At 66.3% G+C, this 22,252-nt stretch carries 26 protein-coding genes; 9 read left to right on the top strand and 17 right to left on the bottom strand.

Features of this window, described 5'->3' with window-relative positions; all coding sequences use genetic code 11:
- Positions 1-59: 59 nt before the first annotated feature.
- Complete coding sequence (locus tag ACO2Q5_RS05035; RefSeq protein ID WP_423288546.1) at positions 60-536, bottom strand: GNAT family N-acetyltransferase; 477 nt, start codon at positions 534-536, stop codon at positions 60-62.
- Between the two features lie 60 nt (positions 537-596).
- Positions 597-2,396: a translation elongation factor 4 gene (gene lepA, locus ACO2Q5_RS05030; RefSeq protein ID WP_423288544.1), complete on the bottom strand. Its 1,800-nt coding sequence runs from the start codon at positions 2,394-2,396 to the stop codon at positions 597-599.
- A 344-nt stretch (positions 2,397-2,740) separates the two neighbouring features.
- On the opposite strand from lepA, the gene ACO2Q5_RS05025 reads away from it, so the two are divergent.
- Positions 2,741-3,313, top strand: coding sequence for a DUF4760 domain-containing protein (locus ACO2Q5_RS05025; protein ID WP_423288542.1), 573 nt, complete (start codon positions 2,741-2,743; stop codon positions 3,311-3,313).
- 270 nt (positions 3,314-3,583) lie between these two features.
- Complete coding sequence (locus tag ACO2Q5_RS05020; RefSeq protein WP_423288540.1) at positions 3,584-3,901, top strand: hypothetical protein; 318 nt, start codon at positions 3,584-3,586, stop codon at positions 3,899-3,901.
- On the opposite strand, the gene ACO2Q5_RS05015 is transcribed toward ACO2Q5_RS05020, so the two are convergent.
- The gene (locus ACO2Q5_RS05015; protein ID WP_423288538.1) at positions 3,886-4,356 is read right to left on the bottom strand and encodes a low molecular weight protein-tyrosine-phosphatase; all 471 of its coding nucleotides are present in this window, start codon (positions 4,354-4,356) and stop codon (positions 3,886-3,888) included. The two genes, ACO2Q5_RS05020 and ACO2Q5_RS05015, sit on opposite strands and share 16 nt — an antisense overlap.
- Before the next feature lie 29 nt (positions 4,357-4,385).
- Here ACO2Q5_RS05015 and ACO2Q5_RS05010 point away from each other — a divergent pair, with 29 nt between their 5' ends.
- A complete protein-coding gene (locus ACO2Q5_RS05010; RefSeq protein ID WP_423288536.1) occupies positions 4,386-5,117 on the top strand; it encodes an NAD-dependent deacylase in 732 nt (243 codons plus the stop codon).
- On the opposite strand, the gene ACO2Q5_RS05005 is transcribed toward ACO2Q5_RS05010, so the two are convergent.
- From ACO2Q5_RS05005 to meaB, 5 genes are all read right to left on the bottom strand, one after another.
- A complete protein-coding gene (locus ACO2Q5_RS05005) occupies positions 5,090-5,740 on the bottom strand; it encodes a pyridoxamine 5'-phosphate oxidase family protein (protein WP_423288534.1) in 651 nt (216 codons plus the stop codon). The two genes, ACO2Q5_RS05010 and ACO2Q5_RS05005, sit on opposite strands and share 28 nt — an antisense overlap.
- 55 nt (positions 5,741-5,795) lie before the next feature.
- Positions 5,796-6,341, bottom strand: a complete 546-nt coding sequence (locus ACO2Q5_RS05000) for a copper chaperone PCu(A)C (protein WP_423288532.1) — start codon at positions 6,339-6,341, stop codon at positions 5,796-5,798.
- A 40-nt stretch (positions 6,342-6,381) separates the two neighbouring features.
- Positions 6,382-6,732: a hypothetical protein gene (locus ACO2Q5_RS04995; protein WP_423288530.1), complete on the bottom strand. Its 351-nt coding sequence runs from the start codon at positions 6,730-6,732 to the stop codon at positions 6,382-6,384.
- A gap of 107 nt (positions 6,733-6,839) precedes the next feature.
- A complete protein-coding gene (gene rpmB, locus ACO2Q5_RS04990) occupies positions 6,840-7,127 on the bottom strand; it encodes a 50S ribosomal protein L28 (protein WP_423288528.1) in 288 nt (95 codons plus the stop codon).
- A gap of 125 nt (positions 7,128-7,252) precedes the next feature.
- Positions 7,253-8,230 carry a methylmalonyl Co-A mutase-associated GTPase MeaB gene (gene meaB, locus ACO2Q5_RS04985; RefSeq protein ID WP_423288526.1) on the bottom strand — a complete coding sequence of 326 codons (978 nt, stop codon included), beginning with the start codon at positions 8,228-8,230 and terminating at the stop codon, positions 7,253-7,255.
- A gap of 186 nt (positions 8,231-8,416) precedes the next feature.
- Between meaB and ACO2Q5_RS04980 the strand changes: the two genes are divergently transcribed.
- Positions 8,417-10,393 carry an AsmA family protein gene (locus ACO2Q5_RS04980; protein ID WP_423288524.1) on the top strand — a complete coding sequence of 659 codons (1,977 nt, stop codon included), beginning with the start codon at positions 8,417-8,419 and terminating at the stop codon, positions 10,391-10,393.
- Between the two features lie 17 nt (positions 10,394-10,410).
- Here the strand turns inward: ACO2Q5_RS04980 and ACO2Q5_RS04975 are convergent, their stop codons facing one another.
- The 3 genes from ACO2Q5_RS04975 to ACO2Q5_RS04965 form a co-directional block, all read right to left on the bottom strand.
- On the bottom strand, positions 10,411-11,457 hold the full coding sequence (locus ACO2Q5_RS04975) for a cytochrome-c peroxidase (RefSeq protein WP_423288522.1): 1,047 nt from the start codon (positions 11,455-11,457) through the stop codon (positions 10,411-10,413).
- A gap of 113 nt (positions 11,458-11,570) precedes the next feature.
- Positions 11,571-11,888: a hypothetical protein gene (locus ACO2Q5_RS04970; RefSeq protein WP_423288520.1), complete on the bottom strand. Its 318-nt coding sequence runs from the start codon at positions 11,886-11,888 to the stop codon at positions 11,571-11,573.
- Positions 11,889-11,922: 34 nt separating this feature from the next.
- Positions 11,923-12,507: a hypothetical protein gene (locus ACO2Q5_RS04965; RefSeq protein ID WP_423288518.1), complete on the bottom strand. Its 585-nt coding sequence runs from the start codon at positions 12,505-12,507 to the stop codon at positions 11,923-11,925.
- 150 nt (positions 12,508-12,657) lie between these two features.
- Here ACO2Q5_RS04965 and ACO2Q5_RS04960 point away from each other — a divergent pair, with 150 nt between their 5' ends.
- Complete coding sequence (locus ACO2Q5_RS04960) at positions 12,658-13,122, top strand: hypothetical protein (protein WP_423288516.1); 465 nt, start codon at positions 12,658-12,660, stop codon at positions 13,120-13,122.
- Between the two features lie 14 nt (positions 13,123-13,136).
- On the opposite strand, the gene ACO2Q5_RS04955 is transcribed toward ACO2Q5_RS04960, so the two are convergent.
- The 3 genes from ACO2Q5_RS04955 to ACO2Q5_RS04945 all read right to left on the bottom strand — a co-directional run bounded on the left by ACO2Q5_RS04955 (position 13,137) and on the right by ACO2Q5_RS04945 (position 15,885).
- Positions 13,137-14,477: an 8-oxoguanine deaminase gene (locus tag ACO2Q5_RS04955; protein ID WP_423288514.1), complete on the bottom strand. Its 1,341-nt coding sequence runs from the start codon at positions 14,475-14,477 to the stop codon at positions 13,137-13,139.
- Positions 14,478-14,649: 172 nt separating this feature from the next.
- Entirely contained in the window at positions 14,650-15,450 is an 801-nt protein-coding gene (locus tag ACO2Q5_RS04950; RefSeq protein ID WP_423288512.1) for an inositol monophosphatase family protein, read from the bottom strand.
- 75 nt (positions 15,451-15,525) lie between these two features.
- Entirely contained in the window at positions 15,526-15,885 is a 360-nt protein-coding gene (locus ACO2Q5_RS04945) for a helix-turn-helix domain-containing protein (RefSeq protein WP_423288510.1), read from the bottom strand.
- A gap of 330 nt (positions 15,886-16,215) precedes the next feature.
- On the opposite strand from ACO2Q5_RS04945, the gene ACO2Q5_RS04940 reads away from it, so the two are divergent.
- Complete coding sequence (locus tag ACO2Q5_RS04940; RefSeq protein WP_423288508.1) at positions 16,216-17,190, top strand: NADPH:quinone oxidoreductase family protein; 975 nt, start codon at positions 16,216-16,218, stop codon at positions 17,188-17,190.
- Here ACO2Q5_RS04940 and ACO2Q5_RS04935 read toward each other — a convergent pair.
- Positions 17,178-18,029: a LysR family transcriptional regulator gene (locus tag ACO2Q5_RS04935; RefSeq protein WP_423288506.1), complete on the bottom strand. Its 852-nt coding sequence runs from the start codon at positions 18,027-18,029 to the stop codon at positions 17,178-17,180. The two genes, ACO2Q5_RS04940 and ACO2Q5_RS04935, sit on opposite strands and share 13 nt — an antisense overlap.
- Before the next feature lie 126 nt (positions 18,030-18,155).
- Here ACO2Q5_RS04935 and ACO2Q5_RS04930 point away from each other — a divergent pair, with 126 nt between their 5' ends.
- The gene (locus ACO2Q5_RS04930) at positions 18,156-18,404 is read left to right on the top strand and encodes a DUF1127 domain-containing protein (RefSeq protein ID WP_423288504.1); all 249 of its coding nucleotides are present in this window, start codon (positions 18,156-18,158) and stop codon (positions 18,402-18,404) included.
- Positions 18,405-18,540: 136 nt separating this feature from the next.
- On the top strand, positions 18,541-19,278 hold the full coding sequence (locus tag ACO2Q5_RS04925) for a Bax inhibitor-1/YccA family protein (RefSeq protein ID WP_423288502.1): 738 nt from the start codon (positions 18,541-18,543) through the stop codon (positions 19,276-19,278).
- Positions 19,279-19,326: 48 nt separating this feature from the next.
- On the opposite strand, the gene ACO2Q5_RS04920 is transcribed toward ACO2Q5_RS04925, so the two are convergent.
- On the bottom strand, positions 19,327-19,845 hold the full coding sequence (locus ACO2Q5_RS04920; protein WP_423288500.1) for an AAA family ATPase: 519 nt from the start codon (positions 19,843-19,845) through the stop codon (positions 19,327-19,329).
- A gap of 155 nt (positions 19,846-20,000) precedes the next feature.
- Positions 20,001-20,168 carry a 50S ribosomal protein L33 gene (rpmG, locus tag ACO2Q5_RS04915; protein WP_023666545.1) on the bottom strand — a complete coding sequence of 56 codons (168 nt, stop codon included), beginning with the start codon at positions 20,166-20,168 and terminating at the stop codon, positions 20,001-20,003.
- A 175-nt stretch (positions 20,169-20,343) separates the two neighbouring features.
- Here rpmG and ACO2Q5_RS04910 point away from each other — a divergent pair, with 175 nt between their 5' ends.
- Positions 20,344-22,029 (top strand): Hsp70 family protein, encoded by a 1,686-nt coding sequence (locus tag ACO2Q5_RS04910; protein WP_423288498.1) that lies wholly within the window; start codon positions 20,344-20,346, stop codon positions 22,027-22,029.
- Positions 22,030-22,252: the final 223 nt, after the last annotated feature.

Below are 22,252 nucleotides of genomic sequence, written 5' to 3'. Positions count from 1 at the left end.
GATGTCCGGACTTGCGCCGGATTTGCAGGATCAGGCGATCCGCGCCTTACGACCTCTGGTCAGGACAGATCCTTGGCCATGCGGAAGCGGCGCAGGGATACGCCGTCGCGGATAACTTCCTCCCCCTCCACAACAAACCAGCCGTGTTTGCGGAAAAAGGGTTCCGCGATCAGGCTGGCCTCGGTCGTCATCCGGAGGGTGCCCTGCGCGCGGGCCCGGTCTTCCGCGGCATGAAGCAGCCTCCCGCCCACGCCCGAACGTGAAGCGGAGGGCAGGACGAAGGCCAGATCGACATGGCCCGTCCCGTCGATGGCGATGAAGCCTACGGGACCACCGCCGGTTTCCGCGACAAAGCCTGTCAGCGCCGCCAGGCGGCTGCGCCAGCGCTCCGGATCGGGGGCGGGACCGGCCCAGGCCAGACGCTGCTCCAAAGTATAGGCGCTGCTTGTGCCCTCATGTACCGCGCGAAAGAAGATCTGCGCCACCGCCGCATGGTCACCGGCGCAAAGCGGCCGGATCGCGATACTATCCCCCATACCCCTGCCCCCAAAGAAAAAGGGCGCCCGCGGCGCCCTTTGATCCGGTCCTGAGACCCGTCAGTTGTCCATCTTCAGCGCCTGAATGAAGGCGGTCTGCGGAATTTCGACCTTGCCGAACTGCCGCATCTTCTTTTTGCCTTCCTTCTGCTTGTCCAGAAGCTTGCGCTTCCGCGTGGCGTCGCCGCCATAGCACTTGGCTGTCACGTCCTTGCGCATCGCGGAAATCGTCTCGCGGGCGATGACGCGGCCGCCGATGGCCGCCTGAATCGGGATCTTGAACATGTGGCGGGGGATCAGCTCTTTCAGCTTTTCCACCATCACCCGGCCCCGCATCTCGGCCCGGTCGCGGTGCACCATCATGGCAAGGGCGTCCACCGGCTCGTCATTGACCAGAATGGACATCTTCACCAGCTCATCCTCACGGTATTCGCTGATCTGATAGTCGAAGCTGGCATAGCCTTTGGTCACCGATTTCAGCCGGTCATAGAAGTCGAACACCACCTCGGCCAAGGGCAGGTCGTATTCCACCATGGCACGGTTGCCCGCATAGGTCAGGTTCTGCTGTATGCCGCGGCGGTCCTGGCACAGCTTCAGAATGTCGCCCAGATATTCGTCCGGCACCATGATCGTGGCCTTGATCCGCGGCTCTTCGATATGGTCGATATAGGTGAAATCGGGCATGTCGGCGGGGTTGTGCAGGTCGCGCACCTCGCCATCTTTCATGTGCAGCTTGAACACCACCGACGGCGCCGTGGTGATCAGGTCCAGATCGAATTCCCGTTCCAGCCGCTCGCGGATCACCTCAAGGTGCAGAAGGCCAAGGAACCCGCAGCGGAAGCCGAAGCCAAGCGCGGCCGAGGTTTCCATCTCGGTCGAGAAGGAGGCGTCGTTCAGCGCCAGCTTTTCGATGGCATCGCGCAAAGCCTCGAAATCATTAGCATCCACCGGGAACAACCCGCAGAACACCACCGGTTGCGCGGGCTTGAAGCCCGGCAGCGGCGTGTCGCAGGGCTTGCGCTCATGCGTGATGGTGTCGCCGACGCGGGTGTCACGCACCTGCTTGATCGAGGCGGTGAAAATCCCGATCTCGCCCGGCCCCAGTTCGGCAATATCCTGCATCTGCGGCTTCAGCACCGCCAGCTTGTCGATGCCATAGACCGCATTGGTCGCAATCATGCGGACGCGGTCGCCCTTCTTGATCACGCCATCCATCACGCGGATCATGACGACCACGCCCAGATAGGGGTCATACCAGCTGTCCACCAGCATGGCCTTCAGCGGCGCAGTGCGGTCACCCTGCGGATGCGGCAGGCGGGTGACGATGGCCTCCAGCACATCGGGGATGCCAAGGCCGGTCTTTGCGGAAATCGGGATCGCGTCCGAGGCATCCAGCCCGATCACATCCTCGATGTTTTCCTTCACCCGGTCAGGGTCGGCGGCGGGCAGGTCGATCTTGTTCAGCACGGGCACGATCTCATGACCGGCATCCAGCGCCTGATAGACATTGGCCAGCGTCTGCGCCTCGACCCCCTGCGACGCATCCACCACCAGAAGCGAGCCTTCGACCGCGCGCATGGACCGGCTGACCTCATAGGCAAAGTCGACGTGACCGGGCGTGTCGATCAGGTTCAGGATATAGGTGTTCCCGTCCTTGGCCGGATATTCGATCCGGACGGTGTTCGCCTTGATGGTGATGCCGCGCTCCCGCTCGATATCCATCGAGTCCAGAAGCTGGGCCTTCATATCCCGTTCGGCGACGGTGCCCGTCATCTGGATCAGCCGGTCGGCAAGCGTGGACTTGCCGTGGTCGATGTGGGCGACGATGGAGAAATTGCGGATGCGGTCAAGCTGGGTCATGGCGGCGGATATAGCTTGAAGCAAGGATGCCGGGAAGGGGGCGCGAGCGCCGGAAACCGCCGGAACGCCCGGGAATCCCTTGTCAGGGCGCCGTATGTCGCCTATTTTCCCCTAGCGTGTTAACCTTTGGTTAAGCTTTGGCATCAACCATGGGCCTCTGACGCAACAGGCAAGGACAGACCATGATGTTTCGTGACGGAAAAGGCGTGATCATCGCGGCCCGCTGAATGGCGGCCGCGATGACGACCTGATGGCCTGCCGCCTTGGCGCGACACGCATTCCTATGCATCGTTCTTCTGTTTGCGCTGGCCTTCGCCGGCTCGGGGTGGTGGCTGAACAGCAGGATGCCGCTGCTGCAGCAAAGCGGCGAAAACCCGACCGGGCTCCAGACATGGGTGATCTTCTTCGGCACTTTGGCGGCCTTCATCACCTTTCTCTACACCAGCTATCACCATGACCGCGCCGAGAGGGCGGCGAATGGCCTTGCGGCGCTGCAGACTCTCCGCACCGACAAGGATTATCTGTCCCGCGCCAAGCAGGTGCGCGATATGCTGGGCGGAGACTTTTCCCGTCCGGCCGGGGCGGAACTGATTTCCTACCTTTGTTCGGGCGTGCCGACGCAGGACCCGCAGTTGAAAGACATGCGGGATTTCGTCGAGGCGGTCGACTTCATGCTGAACCAGTATGAATTCATCGCCGCCGCCGCACGTCTTGGGGCCATCGACACCGAATTGCTGCGCCAGACGATCCGGTCGACCACGCTGAACCTTTCCACCGCGTTCGAGGCATATATTCAGTACGAACGGCGCAAGCATCCCCGGATCTGGGCCAATATGGTCTGGATGGCCTCGGAATTCGATCCGGTGAACTGGCCCATGTACCGCGGCCGTCTTGGCCCGATTCCGGATTTCAACTGACCGAATCAATCGCCGCCGCCGCGGGACCGATACCTGCACCGGAACCCTCCTCCTGCCCCATCACGATTGCGGCAGCCCTTCGGAGCCTGGTGGGCCAAAGCCCATGATATTGCATGATCCCCGCCCATACCCCTCAATCATTGGTGGTTCAGGACATCGCCCGTCCACCCGCCCTGCCGCATTGAAGAAAACACTGGATTCGGGCATGATTGGCTTACAAAAATGACCGTCGGCGGGGGGATGACCCTGGGCCGCAGGCACCTGAGGCAGATGATGAAGAAATCTCTCGTTACCGCGGCGCTGTCCGCGGCTGTGCTGTATCTCTCCGTTCCCGCCGCCATGGCCGGCCCGATTGAATCGGCCTGCATGCGGTCTGACCGCGCCGCCGCCAACCGTGCGGTCTGCGGCTGCATCCAGCAGGTGGCGGACATGACGCTGAAAGGCGCAGACCAGCGCCGCGCGGCCAAGTTCTTCCGCGACCCGGATCTGGCCCATACTGTCTGGATCTCGAAAAAGCCCGCCGACGATGCGTTCTGGGAACGCTACAAGCAGTTCGGCGCCATGGCCGAGGCTTATTGCGGCGGCTGATCCGCCGTCTGCCGCTGCAATTCCCGGATGAGGCCGCGGCTCGCGGCCTCGATCATCAGAAGCACCCGGTCGAATTCGCCGGTGTACCACGGGTCCGGCACCTCGGCCGGGTGCCCTTCCGGCGCGTAATGCATCAAGAGGCGCAGCCGCGCCGGGCCATCGGCCATGGCCTGCAGATCCGCAAGGTTCTGCCGGTCCATCGCAAGGATCAGGTCGAAGCCGCTGAAATCCCCAGCCCGCACCTGACGCGCGCGCAGGGACGACAGATCATAGCCCCGCTTGCGCGCGGCGGCCACCGCAGGGGGATGCGGCGGCTCTCCGGCATGCCAGCCGCCGGTGCCCGCGCTGTCCACCTGCACGCGAAGACCGGCCTTGGCCGCCAGCACGCGAAACACGCCCTCCGCCGTGGGAGAGCGGCAGATATTGCCCAGACAGACGAAAAGAATACGCTGCATGCCTGTATTTTCATCGGCAGGAGCGGCGGATGCAAGGGCTGAGCGGCAATGAGTTCATCGTGATCCTGACCGGCGCGGGCCTGTCCGCCGAAAGCGGGCTGGGCACCTTCCGCGACAAGGACGGGCTCTGGACTCGCTATGATCTGGAAGAGGTGGCCACGCCCGAAGGCTTTGCCCGCAATCCCGCGCTGGTGCATGAGTTCTACAATGCCCGCCGCGCCAATGCCCGCGCCGCGCAGCCGAATGCCGGGCACCAAGCCTTGGCCCGGTTGCAGCGCGACTGGCCCGGCGATGTGCTGATCGTGACGCAGAACGTCGACGGATTGCATGAGGCCGCGGGCGCGCAGGGCCTGATCCACATGCACGGCATTCTGGACGGCGCGCTGTGTGCCGCCTGCGGCCACCGCTGGACCGCGCCCGCCGTGATGGCGCCGCAGGACCCCTGCCCCGCCTGCGCCGCCCCCGCCACCCGACCCGACATCGTCTGGTTCGGCGAGATGCCCTATCAGATGGAGGAAATCTGGTTTGCGCTCCGCCAATGCGACCTGTTCGTCGCCATCGGCACCTCGGGCACGGTCTATCCCGCCGCGGCCTTTGCGCAGGACGCAGGCCGCGCGGGCGCGCATTGCATCGAGATCAACGCCGAACCCTCCGCCGTGACGCAGGATTTCGACGAGGTGATCCTTGGCCCTGCCAGCCAGACCGTACCGGATTGGGTGGCGTCACTGCTGGCTCAGGTCACGCGGAAGGCCGACAGATAGGCGGGCGGATCGGCGGCCAAAGCAGCCGCCAGCCCCGGCGCGGGCACCGGCGTGCCGGGTGTGGTGACCAGCGGCACAGTTCCGGCCCAGACGGGCCAGTCCTGATCTTCGGGCGGATCGGCGGGCGGTCCTGCATCGGTCTTCACGCTGGCCTCGTCAATCGGCAGCGACAGGATCGCGGTCGCCTTCAGTTCCTGCCCCGTCATCGGGCGCAGCGCGGACCATCGGCCGGGGAACAGCCGCTCCATCATCGCCGCCAACGCCGCCTCTTTCGCAGCCGGATCGGTCACCGCCTCGGCCGTGCCGAATACCATGACCGAGCGGTAATGCACCCCGTGTTCCAGCCCCGACCGCGCCAGAACCATGCCGTCCAGCGCGGTGACGGTGACGCAGACCGGCGCCCCCGCCGCGGCCCGCATCATCCGGCTGGCCGAGGAGCCGTGCCAGTAAAGCCGTCCGCCCGTCCGCCATTGCAGCGTTGGGGTAACCATCGGAAACCCGTCCACCAGATGGCCGACATGGGCCAGCGGGATTGCGTCCAGCAGCGCCTCGACCGTGGCACGGTCATAGGCGGCCTTTTCATTCATGCGCCGGACGCGCGTGCGGGGGCTGGGCGGGGTCATCGGTCTCTCCTTCCGGGGCCGCGATCCTGCCGCGTCCCCGAGGAGAGGTCCAGCCTCAGCCGCCGTGGCCGGTATGGCCGGAATGGTCCATGCCTTCCATCCCTTCCATCCCTTCCATGCCGTCCGTGGCGGCAGCATCGGGCTTGCGGGCATTGTCCACCGGCACTTCGACGGTGATTTCCCCGGCCTTTTCAAAGACCAGCGTCAGCGGGAAGGTTGCACCTTCCACCAAAGGCGCCTTCAGCCCCATCATCATGACATGATCACCGCCCCGCGCCAGCGCATGTTCGCCACCGGCAGGCACGGGAAAGCCCTCTTTCACTTCGGTCATGGTCATCACACCCGCATCATTCATCGCATTGGTGTGCAGTTCGACCCGCTCCGCCACGTCCGAGCGCACGGCGATCAGCCGGTCATCGGTGTCGGTCATATTGTGCAGGACCATGAACACGGCGCCGGAGACGGCATTGCTGGACCGGGCGTAGGGGTCCGTCACATGGATGGCCTCGGCGCCATGGGAATGGCCGTCATGGGCCAGCGCGGCAGTGGTCAGGGTCAGGGCAGCCGTTGCAGCAGCCAGAAGATTGCGGAACACGGACATCGGTTCACTCCTTGGAAAGACGGTTGATCGTGGAACGGGATCAGACCGCGGAAGGAGGACCGCGCGCCCGGGCATGGGGCGGGTGGCACAGCGGATGCCCCACTGCGCCCGCCTCGTGCAGCAGGGCAAGCATGGGCACCGCAGGCGGCAGGGCCAGCATCGCAGGCGACGGCAGCGCCGCCATTCCGCCCAGAACGCAATCCGGACAGGGGTAAAGATGCGTCACCGGGCGGCCGTCTGCCCCGATGGTCACCGTCTGAACGGTGCCCTGGGCACAGATTTCCATGCGGATCGCGCCCGCCGCCTCGGCCCGGCCGATGCCGGAATGAACCGAGGCCAGCCCGACGGCCAGCACAAGGAGCAGACGGCAAAGAAGGCGGATCACAGGCATGCGCCCTTCTATCCCGCCGCGCCGACAGAGGAAAGCGGCACATGCGCGCATGCGAAAGGCCCCGCAGTATGCCTGCGGGGCCTTTGATCTTGGATCTGTCAGACGGATCAGGCCGCAGCCTGCGCCTTTTCGATCTCGCGCTTGATCTTCAGCGCGTTGACCGACAGCTCGTCATCCTTGGCCTTGGCCAGGAAAGCATCCAGCCCGCCGCGGTGATCGACCGAGCGCAGCGCCGCCGAGGAGATGCGCAGCGTGAACGCACGGCCCAGAACGTCCGACCCGAGGGTCACTTCGTTCAGGTTCGGCAGAAAACGGCGCCGGGTCTTGTTGTTGGCATGGCTGATGGTGTTGCCCGACATCGGGCCCTTGCCGGAGAGTTCGCAGACGCGCGACATTGCGGTATCCTTTGTTCTGTCAACGGGACAGGACCGGGGAATCCCCGCCGTCCGAATTCGATTGCGGGCGTGTAAGTCGAAACGGCGGCGGCGTCAAGCGATTCACCGCCCAGGCCCTGCCCCCCTCAGCGCCCCAGAAGCGGCAAAAGCTCCGAAGCTGCCGCTTCCGGCGTCTTGTGGCCCTGCGCCACATCCTCGGACAAGGCGCGCATCAGGCCGCGGGCCGGTTCGCGGTTCAGCACCGACAACAGGCCCTGCCGCACCTCCTCGGCAAACCAGTGGGCCGCCTGTTCCGACCGGCGGCGATCCCAGTGGCCATTGGCGCGGCGCCAGTCGGCCAGATGGCGCATGTCGGCCCAGGCCCGGTCCAGCCCCGCGCCGGTATAGGCCGACACCGGCATGGCCTTGGGAAATCCCTCCGGGTCCTGCGGGCGGTGGCGCAACAGGCGCAGCGCGCCCGCATAATCGGCCACGGTGCGGCTGGCCGCGGGGGCAAGGTCGCCGTCGGCCTTGTTCACCAGAATGATGTCGGCCATCTCCATGATGCCGCGCTTCACCCCCTGAAGCTCATCGCCGCCCGCAGGCGCCATGAGCAGGATGAAGAGGTCGCACATCTCGGCCACCATGGTCTCGGACTGGCCCACGCCCACCGTCTCGATCAGCACCACGTCGAACCCCGCCGCCTCGCACAAAGCCACCGCCTCGCGCGTGCGGCGGGCGACGCCCCCCATCTGCGCCTGACTGGGCGAGGGGCGGATGAAGGCGCGGGGGTCGCGGCTCAGCTGTTCCATCCGGGTCTTGTCCCCCAGAATGGACCCGCCCGAGCGGGCGGAGGACGGGTCCACCGCCAGCACCGCCACCCGCAGCCCCTGCCCCGTCAGCATCATGCCGAACGCCTCGATGAAGGTGGATTTCCCCACCCCGGGCGTGCCCGACAGTCCGATCCGCAGCGCCTGCCGCCCGCGGCCAAGGTCCGAGAGCAACGCCACCGCCTGCGCCCGGTGATCGGCCCGCGCGCTTTCGACCAGCGTGATCGCCCGCGCCAGCGCGCGGCGGTCGCCCGCGCGGATCAGATCCGCCATCTGCACATCCTGCACCGTCATTCCGCCCGTTCCCGTTGTGCTGACAGGGGTTTTGCCGCAACCCTGCCCTTTTGGCCAGTGCCCGCGACAGCCTGCCGCTCTCGGCCATTTGATGCCAAAGCAGGGGAGAGAGGCCAGCGCCTTCTTGCCCGGGGAACCCGCTTCACCATAGAATCGTTTCCAAAACAGAACGATAAGGGGGCGTCGATGCGGTGGCTCTTGCGGATTGCGACCGGGCTTGCAGTTCTGGTGATCGCGGTGGTCGCGGTCATCTCACTGATCCCGTCCGAACGGGTGGCAGCCCTTGCCGCGTCCGAATTCCAGCGGCTGTTCGGGCGTGAGCTGCAGATCACCGGTGAGGTGAAGACCCGGCTCTGGCCCGTGCTTGGCGTGGAAACCGGCCCCGTCACCATTGCCAATGCCGACTGGTCCGATGCCGACGCGCCGATGTTCACCGCCGAAAAGCTGGTGATCGGCGTCAATGCCGCCTCGCTTCTGGGGGGCGCCGTGCAGATTGAGACCATCGAGGTCACCCGACCCGCATTGGTTCTGGAACAGGCGCGCGACGGGCGGCAGAACTGGGTGTTCGGCGGGGGCGGCAGCGGCGGAGAGGTGACCACGGACACGCCCGGCGTCGGAACGCCCTACACGCTGGAGCAGCTGCTGGTCACGGGCGGGTCGTTGCGGGTGATCGACTGGCGCAAGAAAACCGATGTCACCTATGACGGTATCGACCTGACCCTGCGGGTTCCGGACTATTCCGGCCCGTTCACCGTTCAGGCCAGCGGGATCGCAGGCGGCCAGCGAGTCAGCCTGACGGCCGAGGGCGGGCTGTGGTCGGCCTTTACCGAGGGCCGCGTGGTGCCGCTGACCGCCAAGGCCGGCGTGGGCCGCGCGACGGCGGATTTCAGCGGCAGCGCCGGCTGGCAGCCGATGGCCGCCGAAGGGGAACTGACCGCCGATCTTTCGGACATACCGGCACTGGCCGCCGCACTTGGATCCGATGTGACCGCGCCGCCGCGCGGGATGGGCGCGGAAAACCTGAAGGTATCGGGCAAGCTGACCCTCACGGCAAACGGCACCGCCGCCCTGACCGGCGCCACGATCGTGGCCGATGGCAATACCCTGACCGGCAATCTGGAGCTTTCGCCCGGCGAGGCGCGGCCCAAACTGTCCGCACAGCTCAGCACCGGCGCGCTGTCGCTGGCCGGGCTTTCCGGCGGCGAAGGCGGTGGCGCGGATGGCGGGATGCAGGCGGAAGGCTGGCCGACCGGAGTGATGGATGTCTCCGCGCTTGGCACCGTCGATGCCGCGGTGGCGCTGGTGGCCGGGTCCATCGACCTTGGTGTGGTCAAATTCGGGGAAACCCAGCTCATGCTGACCGTGGACCGTGCCCGCGCCGTCTTCGACATCCGTCGGATGGCCGCCTATGGCGGCAGCGTGGCAGGGGAATTCGTGGTCAACGGCCGCGGTGGCCTGTCGGTCGGTGGCAAGCTGACGCTGGCCAACCTCGGCATCCAGCCGCTGATGCAGGATCTGGCGGGGTGGGACCGGCTCGTCTCCACCGGCAACCTGACGCTCAGCTTCCTTGGTGTGGGCAATTCCGTCGATGCCATCATGAAAAGCCTGAAGGGAGAGGGCAACTTCTCGCTCGGCAAGGGGGAATTGCGCGGGCTGGACATTGCGGGGATGCTGCGGACGCTGGACACTTCTTTCGTGGGCGAAGGGCAGAAGACCATCTTCGACGGCGTCGCGGGCAGTTTCGCCATTGCCGATGGGGTGCTGTCGAACAGCGATCTGAAGTTCGTGGCGCCCTACCTGACCGCGACCGGCGCGGGCAAAGTGGGCCTTGGCGCCCGCAATCTGGATTACCGCATCCGCCCCACCGCCTTTCCGGGCGAAGATGGCACCGGGGGCGTGATGGTGCCGCTCTGGATCACCGGATCATGGGCGAAACCCACCTACCGGCTGGATCTGGAATCCATCGCGCGCGAGAAGATGGAGGCCGAAGCCAAGGCCGCCGAAGCCCGCGCCAAGGCGGAACTGGAGGCAAAACTGAAGGAAGAGGCCGGGATCGAGGCCCGTCCCGGTGAAAGCCTTGAAGATGCCGCCAAGCGCCGTGCCGAAGAAGTGCTGACCGAAGAGGCCGCCAAGCTGCTGGAAGGCATCCTTGGCGGCAACTGAGGACCGCAGCGCCGGGGTCAGTCCGGCACCACCTCTTGCGTGGGCCGCGGTGTGGTGGCGGTTTCCGCGGGCAGCACGGGCAGCGTGACCTCGGGCATGGTGCCGGTCAGGCTGTCCAGAAAGGCCACGATATGTCTGGTCTCCTCAGGGGCCAGCGCCTCGCCCAGCTGGCTTTCGGCCATGATCTCCACCGCCACCGACAGATCCCAGACCTTTCCCGAATGGAAATAGGGCGCGGTCAGCGCGATGTTGCGCAGAGGCGCGGCGCGGAAGACATATTCGTCATCCGCCGTCTCGGTCACCGCAAAGCGCCCCTTGTCACCGGGCGGCAGGATCTCGGCCCCGGGCTTTTCGATCAGGCCGAACGGATAATAGCCGTGACCGCCGACATTCACGCCCGAATGACAGGCAGAGCAGCCCTTGTCGATGAAGAGCTGCAGCCCCGCCTTCGCCTCCGCGCTCAGCGCATGGTCGTCGCCGTTCAGCCAGGCATCAAAGGGCGCGGGGGTGATCAGCGTGGCCTCGAACGCCTCGATCGCCTTGGCCATATTGTCGAAGGTCACGGCATCCACCTCGCCCGGGAAGGCGGCCTTGAAACCGTCCACATAGGCCGGCATCGAGGACAGCGTGGCCACCACATTGTCGGGCGTATTGGCCATTTCCACCCCGGCCTGCACCGGCCCCTTGGCCTGCGCCTTCAGATCCTCGGCCCGCCCATCCCAGAACTGCGCTTCGTTCAGCACAGCATTCAGCGCGGTCGGCGCATTTCGCGGCCCCTTCTGCCAGCCATGACCGACCGAGGTTTCCATATTGTCATCACCACCCGTCGTCAGGTTGTGGCAGGAATAGCAGCTGAACACGCCGGATGCGGAGAGCCGCGGATCGAAGAACAGGGCTTTCCCCAGCGCGATCTTTTCCGGGGTGATCGGGTTCCCGGCAACCGCAGGCACGGTCGAGGGCAGCGGTTTGAAAGTCTCCAGCGCAAGGTCGCGCAGGTCATCGGCCCGGGCGGCCCCTGCGATTGCGGTGGTGGTGGCGAGCGTCAGCAACAACAGCCGAGGCATGGCGGTTCTCCGTTCATCGGTGGCATTCGCGCGCCCCGGAACAGGATCACACCGCCGTGAGCGGCGCCATGATTTAGATCAATTCTAAATTGTAGACCCGAGATGCACCTTGCTCAGGTGTCCAGCTCCCACCCGTCGGGATAGAAGTCATGCTTCAGCGCCAGCCCGGTGGCCAGTTCTTCCCAGCGCCAGATTTCATCGGCATTGACCGGGATCGGCCCGATGGAGGCGACCAACGTCTCGCCATCCTTCAACCGCTTGGTGCGAAAGCCCTTGGCCCGCAGCTCACGCTCCAGCGCGGCCCAGTCGGCATCGTTTTCCTCGATGAAGAATTCATAATCCACCACCGCGCGTTCGGGCAGCTTCACCCCGCGCGACTGGCGGAAGGTGTCATAGGTCTCGCGGCGCTGGCGGGCGTAATCGTGGCTCATGGCCTTTACTAGCGCGCCCCGGCCGGACGGGCAATCACCCCGCATCCGGCGGCGGACAATAGCCACGGTCCAAGGCGGCCTGCGGCGTCCAGTCCGACAGATTGTCCGCTTCGGCCGACCGCGGTTCCAGCGCGCGGGCAGTGCCGTTGAACACCGCGATATCTTCCAGCAGATCCACCGTGCAGAGATAGTCGGCCCCGTCTGGCGCCCCGGTCAGCTGCAGGCTGTAGCCGGTTACGGTGAACTGATTGTCGATGAAGCGGATCCCCAGCTCCTCGACCGCCTCACCCATCTCATCGGCGCTTTCGGTCACGATCCGCAGCGTGGTCTGCGCCGGGCCTTCGTGCAGCGCCAGCGTCTGCCTGCCACCTGCAATGATGTTGTCACGCCAGACCAGTCCGGTGGCATCGAACGCCGGATCGCCGGTCAACGGCTCTCCCGGCAGGCCCTGCCAGATCTGCAGACGCGCCGCGCCCTCCTGATCGCTTAGGACCGCACGGAAGGCAAAGCCCTGCCCCGTGGCCCCGGCCCAGTTGCCACCCGCCTCACCCAGAACCGGCTCGGCCGCCGCCGGCAACGCCGCAAGGATCAGGGGAATCAGAAGCGTCGCACTCCGCATCGCATGTCTCCGCATGTTCGGCTCCCCCTGCATGCCGCGGCCCGGCCCCTGTCGGCAAGGCCGGGAAAACCATAGGGGCCGCGGGAAATCCGCTTGACCGGCGGGCGTCGCAAGGCTCTGATCCGCCGGTATTTCCAGATGGAGGTGCCAATGCGTGCCCTTGCCCTTCTTGCCTCTGCCGCCATGGTCGTCAGCCTGTTCCTGCCCTGGCTCAGCAGCGCGCTGCCCGGCGCAGGCTTTGTGCCCTGGGATCTGGTCCGCGCGCTGAACCCCGATCTTCAGACGGTGCAGCGCTTCGTCACCGAATCGCCGGGCGAACTGGTGGCCTTCCTGGCCACCTTCCCGCTGGCCGCGCTGTTCCTGGTGCTGACCGTGGTCGGCCTGCCCTCGCGCCTTCTGGCGCTGGTGACGGGCGGCCTTGCCACCGGCATCGTCGGTCTGGGCCTGTGGCGCGCGCGCGAAGGGGTGCAGAACCTCGGCCTGCCGCTCCCCTCAGGGCAGAGCCTTCAGGACACCGCAAAGGCCCTGTCCGAGGTCATGGGCTATGGCGCATGGGCCTGGGCCGGAGGCGCGGTGATCCTGCTGCTGGCCGGGTTGGCGGGCTTCCGCCGCTAACTTGCTAGACGACACTAACTTGCCAGCCGGGCGGCCAGCGCGTTCTGCCGCCGCACCACCCGGCCCAGATCAAGTGTGACCATCTGCCCGTCCCGCACCACCTGCCGACCCTCGACAAACAGGTGCCGCACCCTCTGCGGCCCGCACAGGACCAGCGCCGCCACCGGGTCCCATGACCCCGCCGCCTCGATCCCCGAGACGTCCCAGACCGCAACATCCGCCCGCATGCCCGGCACAAGGCTGCCGCAATCGTCACGGCCCAGCACCTGCGCGCCACCCAGCGTGGCGATCTCCAGCACCTCCCGCGCGCTCATCGCATCGGCGCCGCGGGCGACCCGCTGCAAAAGCAGCGCCTGCCGCATCTCGGCCGCCAGATTGCCCGCGTCGTTCGACGCCGATCCGTCCACCCCCAACCCCACGCGCACCCCGGAATCCCGCATCGCCCGCACGGGCGCAATGCCGGAACCAAGGCGACAATTCGAACAGGGGCAATGGGCAACCCCGGTCAGGGACCGGGCAAAAAGTTCAATTTCCGAACCATCCAGCTTCACGCAATGGGCGTGCCAGACATCCGGGCCGGTCCAGCCCAGATCCTCGGCATATTGCCCGGGACGGCAGCCGAACTGCGCCAGGGAATAGGCGATATCCTCGTCATTCTCGGCCAGATGGGTGTGCAGCATCACCCCCTTGTCGCGCGCCAGCAGCGCCGCATCCCGCATCAGCCCCCGGCTGACCGAGAAGGGAGAGCACGGCGCCAGCCCCACCCGCACCATGGCCCCCGGCGCCGGATCGTGAAAGGCATCCACCACCCGGATCATGTCTTCCAGAATGGCCGCCTCACCTTCGACCAGCGCATCCGGGGGCAGCCCGCCCAGCGACTCGCCGATGGACATGGCGCCGCGCGTCGGATGAAAGCGCAGCCCCACCTCGGCGGCGGCGGCAATGGTGTCCTCCAGCCGCGCGCCGTTGGGGTAAAGGTACAGATGGTCCGAGGTCAGCGAACAGCCCGACAGCGCCAGTTCCGCCAGCCCGACCTGCGCCGAGACGAACATTTCTTCCGGCCCGAACCGTGCCCAGATCGGATAAAGCGTCTTCAGCCAACCGAACAGCAGCGCATCCTGCCCGCCCGGCACCGCCCGTGTCAGCGTCTGATAGAGGTGATGATGCGTGTTGACCAATCCCGGCGTCACCACGCAGCCCGCGGCCTCCACCACCTCGGCCCCCGGCGCGGAAAGCCCGTGGCCCACAGCGGCAATCACCCCGCCGCGGATCAGCAGATCGGCCCCCGCCAATTCCCGCCGCGCCCCGTCCATGGTCACAAGGACACGCGCCTTCCGGATCAGAATATCGGACATATCGTTCCCCAAACCCCTTCGGTGGAACGAACCGGCGGGCCGACAGAAGGGGGAAGGACTCGGGCACCGCAGATGCAGGATAGCGCCCGTGCCCCCGCGCAGCAACGCCGCAGTGCTTTCATACTGGCCGAAATATCCCGGGGGGAGCCGAAGGCGGGGGGCAGCGCCCCCCTCAGCCGCCGTTCAGCAGCGCCAGGGCCTCGGCATGAATTTCCCGGTTGGCAGCCGCCAGCACCTGCCCGCCCATCGGGCAGGGATTGCCCTGCCAGTCGGTCACGATACCACCGGCGGCTTCGATCACGGCGATCGGCCCCTGCACATCATAGGCATGCAGCCCGGCCTCAATCACCAGATCAATCTGGCCCGCCGCGATCAGCGCATAGGCATAACAATCGGTGCCATAACGCACCAGCCGCGCCTTGGGCGCCACGCGGCGGAAGGCCTCGCCCTCGGCCGGGGTGCCGATTTCAGGGAAGGTGGTGAACAGGATCGCCTCGGACAGCGGGCGGGGGGCGCGGGTCTTCAGCAGGCTGCGCCCCATCGGGCCGTTGACCTCGGCCCGGCCAAGGCCGCCCTCGAACCGTTCACCGATATAGGGCTGATCGACGATGCCGTAGACCGGACCCTTTTCATCCGACACGGCAATCAGCACCCCCCAGGTGGGGGTGCCCGACAGATATCCGCGGGTGCCGTCGATCGGGTCCAGCACCCAGGTCAGGCCCGAGGTGCCGGTCTTGTTGCCGAATTCCTCACCCAGAATGCCGTCCTGCGGGCGGCGGCGGGCAAGGATCTCGCGCATCCGCTCTTCCGACAGACGGTCAGCCACCGTCACCGGGTCAAAACGGGCGGTTTCCTTGTTGTCGGCCGCCAATCCGGCCGAGCGGAAATGCGCCAGCGTCGCCACCCGTGCGGCATCCGCCAGTTCATGCGCCGTGGCGATCAGCTCTGCCGCCACATCCTGAGAAAGTGTCATTCCGTCCTCGCTGTCCGCCCGTTCCGGCGCTAACGCGGGCCGGACGGGCGGTCAAGCGGTGTTGCAGCGCAGCAATCAGGCCGCGTCGGACAGGACGCGGGCCAGATCGAACAGACGGCGGCGCTGCGCCTCGGGGATCGAATAATAGGAGCGCACCAGTTCCAGGGCCTCCTTGTCGGCCATCATGTCCCCAAGCGGCGTCTCGGTCTGCTGGTTTTCGGCGAGGCCTTCGAAGAAGAAAGCGATCTGCACACCCAAGGCATCGGCAATATCCCACAGCCGCGAGGCACTGACCCGGTTCATCCCGGTCTCATATTTCTGAATCTGCTGGAACTTGATGCCGACCTTATCCGCCAGCTGCTGCTGGGTCATGCCGACCATCCACCGCCGATGACGGATTCGCTTGCCGACATGGGCGTCTACGGGATGCTTCATTCTGGAACCTCGGACTTTGTTACTGTGGGTTGCCCCTACAGATACATAAGCATGATCCGTGCCAAAATTGGCATGGTCACGAAAAAATTGACTCCCCTTCTGCGGCCCGCAAAACCTGTCCTTTTGGACAGGCTCAATTATTCATTCGTATAATTGTAAGGCCGAAAAACCAGAGAGTGCCGATCAGCAGCGAAACTCGCGCTTAGCGTGTAGCCCAAATTGCAGTGCAAAACGCGATGCAATTTGCAAACTTTTCACCCCAGACCAAAAGCCACTGGCCCGGAATTCCCCTGCCTTCTATGCTGCAAGCGCAAATAAGGGGGGGTTGGCATGCGGCTTTGGCAAATAGATGAACTGGGTGGCATGCCGGTTCAACGCAGCGGTGCCCGTCCGGTTCCCGGACCCGGAGAGGCGCTGGTTCGCGTGGCGGCCGCCGGGCTGAACTTTGCCGATCTTCTGATGGCCGAGGGCCGCTATCAGGACCGGATCGCCCCGCCCTTCACCCCGGGGCTGGAGCTTGCGGGCCGGGTCGAGGCGCTTGGTCCCGGCACCGCAGGCCCGGCACCGGGCACGCCGGTGGCCGCCCATGTCCGCAGCGGCGCCTTTGCCGATTGGGCGGTGGTGCCTGCCGAGCGGCTGATCCCGCTGCCCCCGCAGATGCCGCCCGACATCGCCGCCGGGTTCCTGATCGCCTACGGCACCTCGCATCTGGCCTTGGCGCGGAAGGCTGCACTGCGGGCGGGCGAGACCCTGTTCGTTACCGGCGCCGCGGGTGGCGTCGGCCTGACCGCGGTCGAGATCGGCCATGCCCTTGGCGCCCGGGTCATCGCCTCGGTCCGCGGCGCGGAGAAGGCCGCCATTGCGCGCGCCGCAGGTGCGAATGAGGTTCTGGACAGCGACTCGCCCGACCTGAAACAGGCGCTGCGCGATCTGGGCGGCATCGACGTGACCTATGACACCGTGGGCGGCCCCGGCTTTGATGCCGCCATGCGCGCCACCCGGCCCGGCGGACGGATGCTGGCCATCGGCTTTGCCGGGGGCGAGGTGCCGAAAGTGCCGCTGAACCAGCTTCTGGTGCGCAACATCACGGTGATCGGCCTGTGGTGGGGCGGCTATCTCTCTTTCGCACCCGAAGAGCTGACCGGCAGTCTGGCCGAGGCCTTCGACTGGTGGCAGGCCGGGCGCCTGCGCCCGCATGTCTCGGCCGTGCTGCCCTTCGATGCCCTGCCCGAAGGGCTGGAGATGATCCGCAGCCGCCGGGCCACCGGCAAGGTGGTGATCAGCATGGGCGATCAGGCGCCGTAAGCGGCCCGCAACTCGGACAGCAGCATTTCCACCGCCTCATCCTTGCGGCGGTTCGCACGATAGAGGCCCAGCTTCATATCGCCGACAGAAGGCAGCTGATTGTCCCCGGACAAAGCCTCAACCCCCTCGGGGATGCTGCCCGCCATCCGGACCGAGACGGCCAGATCGGCGGCCACCGTCGCCTCCACCGCCTGCTCGCTTTCGCCGCCGGTGGCCATTTCCCAAGGAATGCCCGCCGCATCCAACGCAGATTGCGCGCGCGGGCGGAAGATGCAGGTGTCCTTGAACCCCAGCCGCAGCGGGCGCCGCTGCCAGGCCGTGCCATCCGGCGCCCCCACCCAGACAAGCAACCGCGACGACAGAACCTCGGCCCCGGGATCGGGCGACTGTTCCGTGGTCAGGATCACGTCGAATTCACCGCGGGCGAAATCCTGCTTCATCAGAATGGTGAAGGAGGACACCAGATTGATCTTCACCCGCGGATAGCACTGCGCCATCCGTTTCAGAATGCCGGGGATCGCCGGATAGACCACATCATGCGGCACACCGAGGCGGATCTCCCCCTCGCAGGCGGTGGAGGAGAAGCGCGACAGCGCCTCGTCGTTCAGCGCCAGCATGCGGCGGCCGTAGGAAAGCAACTGCTCCCCCTCCGGCGACAACGCCAGCTTGCGCGCGGCCCGCAGGAACAGCGACTGGCCAAGGCTTTCCTCCAGCCGCTTCAGCTGCATCGACACCGCCGATTGCGTCAGGTTCAGATAGGACGCCGCACGCGTCACCCCGCCCACATCGGCCACGGTGACAAAAGAGCGCAGGGCGGTGAGGTCGAGGTTGCGCGGCATATCACGAATCCTGATTCAACAGATCACAATCATTCGTTTCCATCATGCATCAGAATGGGGCATCTGTTCAATACGGCTGATGGAACCCGAAACCACCATCACCGAACCCGATGAAAGGAGAATGCCATGTCTGCCCGTGCCCCCGCCGCCTTCCCCGCCGCCGCCCGCCGTTTTGCCGCCGGTTTCTCGTTCGGTGCGCTGCTCACCTGGCTTTTCCGCCGCGATGCGCAGCGCCGGTCGCGCCGGCGCCTGGCCGAGCTGGAGGACCACCTGCTGTCGGACATCGGCGTGACCCGCGCCCAGGCGCTGGCCGCGGCCGAACGGCCGGACACCCCGGCGCCGCGGTGGGACGCACCCGCCCGCTGGCACGGCTGACCCGGGAACCCTGCCGGATGACAGCATTTTTCAGGCTGAAATCCTTGAAATGAGCCGCGGCTTTGCCGATATTCAATGGCACTAGGTGCGCCGGTCCCCCCGGCGTTGCCCTTAGGGACAACATCGGAGGCTTATAATGGCTCAATATGAAACGGTCCGTGGCGTCGGTGCTGGCGCCCGTGCCCAGATCGACGAAGGGCTTCGCGCCCATATGAACAAGGTCTACGGGCTGATGTCCGCAGGCATGCTGATCACCGCGGGCGTGGCCTGGGCGGTCGGCACCTCGGACGCTCTGCTCGGGATCTTCCGCGACCCGATGACGCTGCAGCCCAATATTCTGGGCTGGGTGGTCATGTTCCTGCCGCTGGTCATGGTCTTTGCCTTCGGCGCGCTGATCAATCGCATGTCGGTCGCCGCCGCACAGCTGTTCTTCTATGCCTATGCCGCCGCAATGGGCCTGTCTCTGGCATGGATCTTCAAGGTCTTCACCGGCGTTTCGATCGCCCAGACCTTCCTGATCACTGCCATCGCCTTCGCGGGCCTGTCGCTTTACGGCTACACCACCAAGCGCGACCTCAGCGCGATGGGCACCTTCCTGCTGATGGGCCTGATCGGTCTGATCGTCGCCTCGCTGGTGAACCTGTTCATCGCCTCCTCGGCGCTGGCCTTCGCGATCTCGGTGATCGGTGTTCTGATCTTCGCAGGTCTGACCGCCTTCGACACGCAGAACATCAAGAACACCTATATCCAGCACGCGATGGCGGCGGATCAGGAATGGCTGGGCAAGGCCGCCATCATGGGCGCGCTGAACCTCTACCTCGACTTCATCAACCTGTTCATGTTCCTGCTGCAATTCATGGGCAACCGCGAATAAGCGGGCAGGACATAAAGACCAGGGGCCGGTCGCAGGACCGGCCCTTTTTCATTCCGCGGCCGGCCAATCCGCCAGAAACCGCGCCACCTCCGCCGGGCTTTGCAGCCGCACCACCGGCTTTGCACTGCCCGCCACCAGCCGCGCGATCCCGTCCCGCGCCGAATCCCGCGTCCGCCAGATGAAGCGCCAGAAGGCCAGCGTCTCGCGGCCAAGGCCCTCGGGGCAGCCTTCAGGCAGGTCCGGCCGCGTCTGGCCGTGCCAGCGCAGCGTCCGCCCCAGTACCCGCCGGAACCGCAGTGCCAGCGGCAGGTCCAGCCAGATCAGCAGATCCGCCCGCGCCAGCCGGCTGGCCCAGGTCGCCGAATGCCCGCCCTCAAAGATCCACCGCTCCCGCGCCTCCGCCTCAAGGCAAAGCCGGGTCTTCTCGTCCCGCGGCCGCTCCACCCAGCCGGGCATCCAGTGGATATGGTCGATATGCACCACCGGCAGCCCGGCGCGCCGCCCCAGTTCACGGGCGAGGGTCGACTTGCCCGATCCGGGCTGCCCGACAATCATGATGCGCTGCATGGTCTTTCCAGTTTGCCCAAATATCCCGGGGGAGTCGCGGCACGCGACGGGGGCAGCGCCCCCTGCCCGGCCTGCCCGAACCCGCACCGCCGCAAAAGCAAAAGGCCGCACCCTGCGGCACGGCCCTGATCGGGGAACCCCGGGATCGGCAGATCTTACTTGATCTTGCCTTCCTTGTATTCGACATGCTCCCGCTTGACGGGGTCGTATTTCTTCACAACCATCTTCTCGGTCATGGTGCGGGCATTCTTCTTGGTCACATAGAAGTGCCCGGTGCCCGCCGTCGAGTTCAGACGGATCTTGATCGTCGTCGGCTTCGCCATAGTCGTCTCTCCTGCATCGGGGAAACGTGCGATCCCCCGCGAAATCCTGAGCCCCGCCTTTTACGCGCGGCGGGACGAGAGTCAACAGCGAAACCGCGCCTTGCGCGCAGTTTCCGCGACTTGCATCCCGCGGCAAAGCGGGCAGTCTGGCCGGACCAGCCGGACGGAGCCTCTCTTGCACATCGGGATCGACCTTGGAACCACGAATTCGCTGATCGCCGTCTTCCGCGGCGGGCAGCCGGAGCTGATTCCCAACCCTCTGGGGCAGGTGCTGACGCCCTCGGTCGTGGCGATCCGCGACGGGCAGCTGGTGGTGGGCGAGGCCGCGCGCGAGATTGCCCGCAGCGCGCCCGCGCAGGCGGCGGCTTTGTTCAAGAGGTCCATGGGCACCGACCGGGAATACCGTCTGGGCGGCACCGCTTACCGCGCGCCGGAATTGTCGGCGATGATCCTCTCCGCGCTCAAGGCCGATGCCGAGGCGCATCTGGGCCAGCCCGTCACCGATGCGGTGATCTCGGTCCCCGCCTATTTCAACGAATTGCAGCGCAAGGCGGTGCGGGCGGCGGGCCGGATCGCCGGGCTGAACGTCACACGGCTGATCAACGAACCCACCGCCGCCGCGCTGGCCTACGGCCTGCATGAGCGGGAGGGCGAATCCCGGATTCTGGTCTTCGATCTGGGCGGCGGCACCTTCGACATTTCCGTGCTGGAGCTGTTCGAAGGCGTAATGGAGGTTCGCGCCAGCGCGGGTGATGCCTTCCTTGGCGGTGAAGACTTCACCGAGGCTTTGGCCCGCCACATCGCCCAGACCGCCGCGCTGGACCCGCATGACGCAGAGTTGCGCCCTGCCCTGCTGAAACTGGCCGAACAGGCCAAGTGCGCGCTGTCCACCGCGCCGGAAGCCCGGATCACCGCCGAGGTCGGCGGCCAGACCCTCGACCAGACCCTGACGCGCGACCGGTTCGAGGAGGTGACCGCCCCGCTTCTGGCCCGGCTGGCGGTGCCGCTGGACCGGGCGCTGTCGGATGCGAACCTGTCGCCGGGCGAGATTGACCGGCTGGTGCTGGTGGGCGGCGCCACCCGGATGCAGCCCGTCCGCGCCTATGCCGGGCGGCGGCTGCGGCAATTGCCGGTCTCGGGCGTGGACCCCGATCAGGCGGTGGCGCTTGGCGCGGCCGTGCAGGCGGCGCTGGTCGCGCGTGATGCCGGGCTGGACGATGTGGTGATGACCGATGTCTCGGCCTTCACCCTTGGCATCGACACCGCGCACCGCCGGGGCGATCGCTGGCATGCGGGCTATTTCGCCCCGATCATCGAACGCAACACCGTGATCCCCGTCTCGCGCGAGGAAACCTTCAGCACAGTCGAACCCGGACAGACCGAGCTTCGCTTCGGCATCTATCAGGGCGAGGCGCCGGTGGTGGCCGACAACCTGCATCTGGGCGAGCTGACGGTGCAGGTCCCCCGCAACATGGCTGAGCATGAGAAGGTGAAGGTCCGCTTCACCTATGATGTCTCGGGCCTTTTGGAGGTGGATGTGACCGTGCTGTCCACCGGCAAGAAGGCCAGCCTTGTGATCAGCCAGCTGGCCGGCGAGATGACCGAGGCAGAGATCACCAAGGCGCTGAAGAAGATGAAGGCGCTGAAACACCACCCGCGCGAGGATGCGGCGAACCTGCATCTGCGCGCGCGGCTGGATGCGGCCTTTGCCATGGCGCGCGGCCCCTCGCGGCCTTGGGTCACCGGGCTGATCCTGCGGCTGGAAGAGGCGCTGGACGCGCAGGACCCTGACGCGCTGGATACCCTGCGCAAGGACCTCCACGCCGCGCTGGACCGGTTCGAGGCGGATCATGTCCGGTAAGGGCGGCTGGCCGTGGGAGGTACTGGGCCTGCCCGGCCGCCCCGCGACCTTGGCCGAGGTGAAGCGCGCCTATGCGAAGCGCCTGAAATCCATCGACCAAGCCACCGACATCGCCGGATTCGCGGCGCTGCGCGCCGCCTATGAGGCCGCACAGCGCCACGGCTATGCCCAGCCCGCCCCCAGGACCCCGCCGCCCCCGCCCACGGCGGAGGCGCCCGCCGGG

It is taken from the genome of Neotabrizicola sp. VNH66, assembly GCF_049445895.1.
Lineage (GTDB): Bacteria > Pseudomonadota > Alphaproteobacteria > Rhodobacterales > Rhodobacteraceae > Pseudogemmobacter.
The sequence above is the reverse complement of the archived record's forward strand: the minus strand, read 5'-3'. Positions and strand labels throughout refer to the sequence as shown.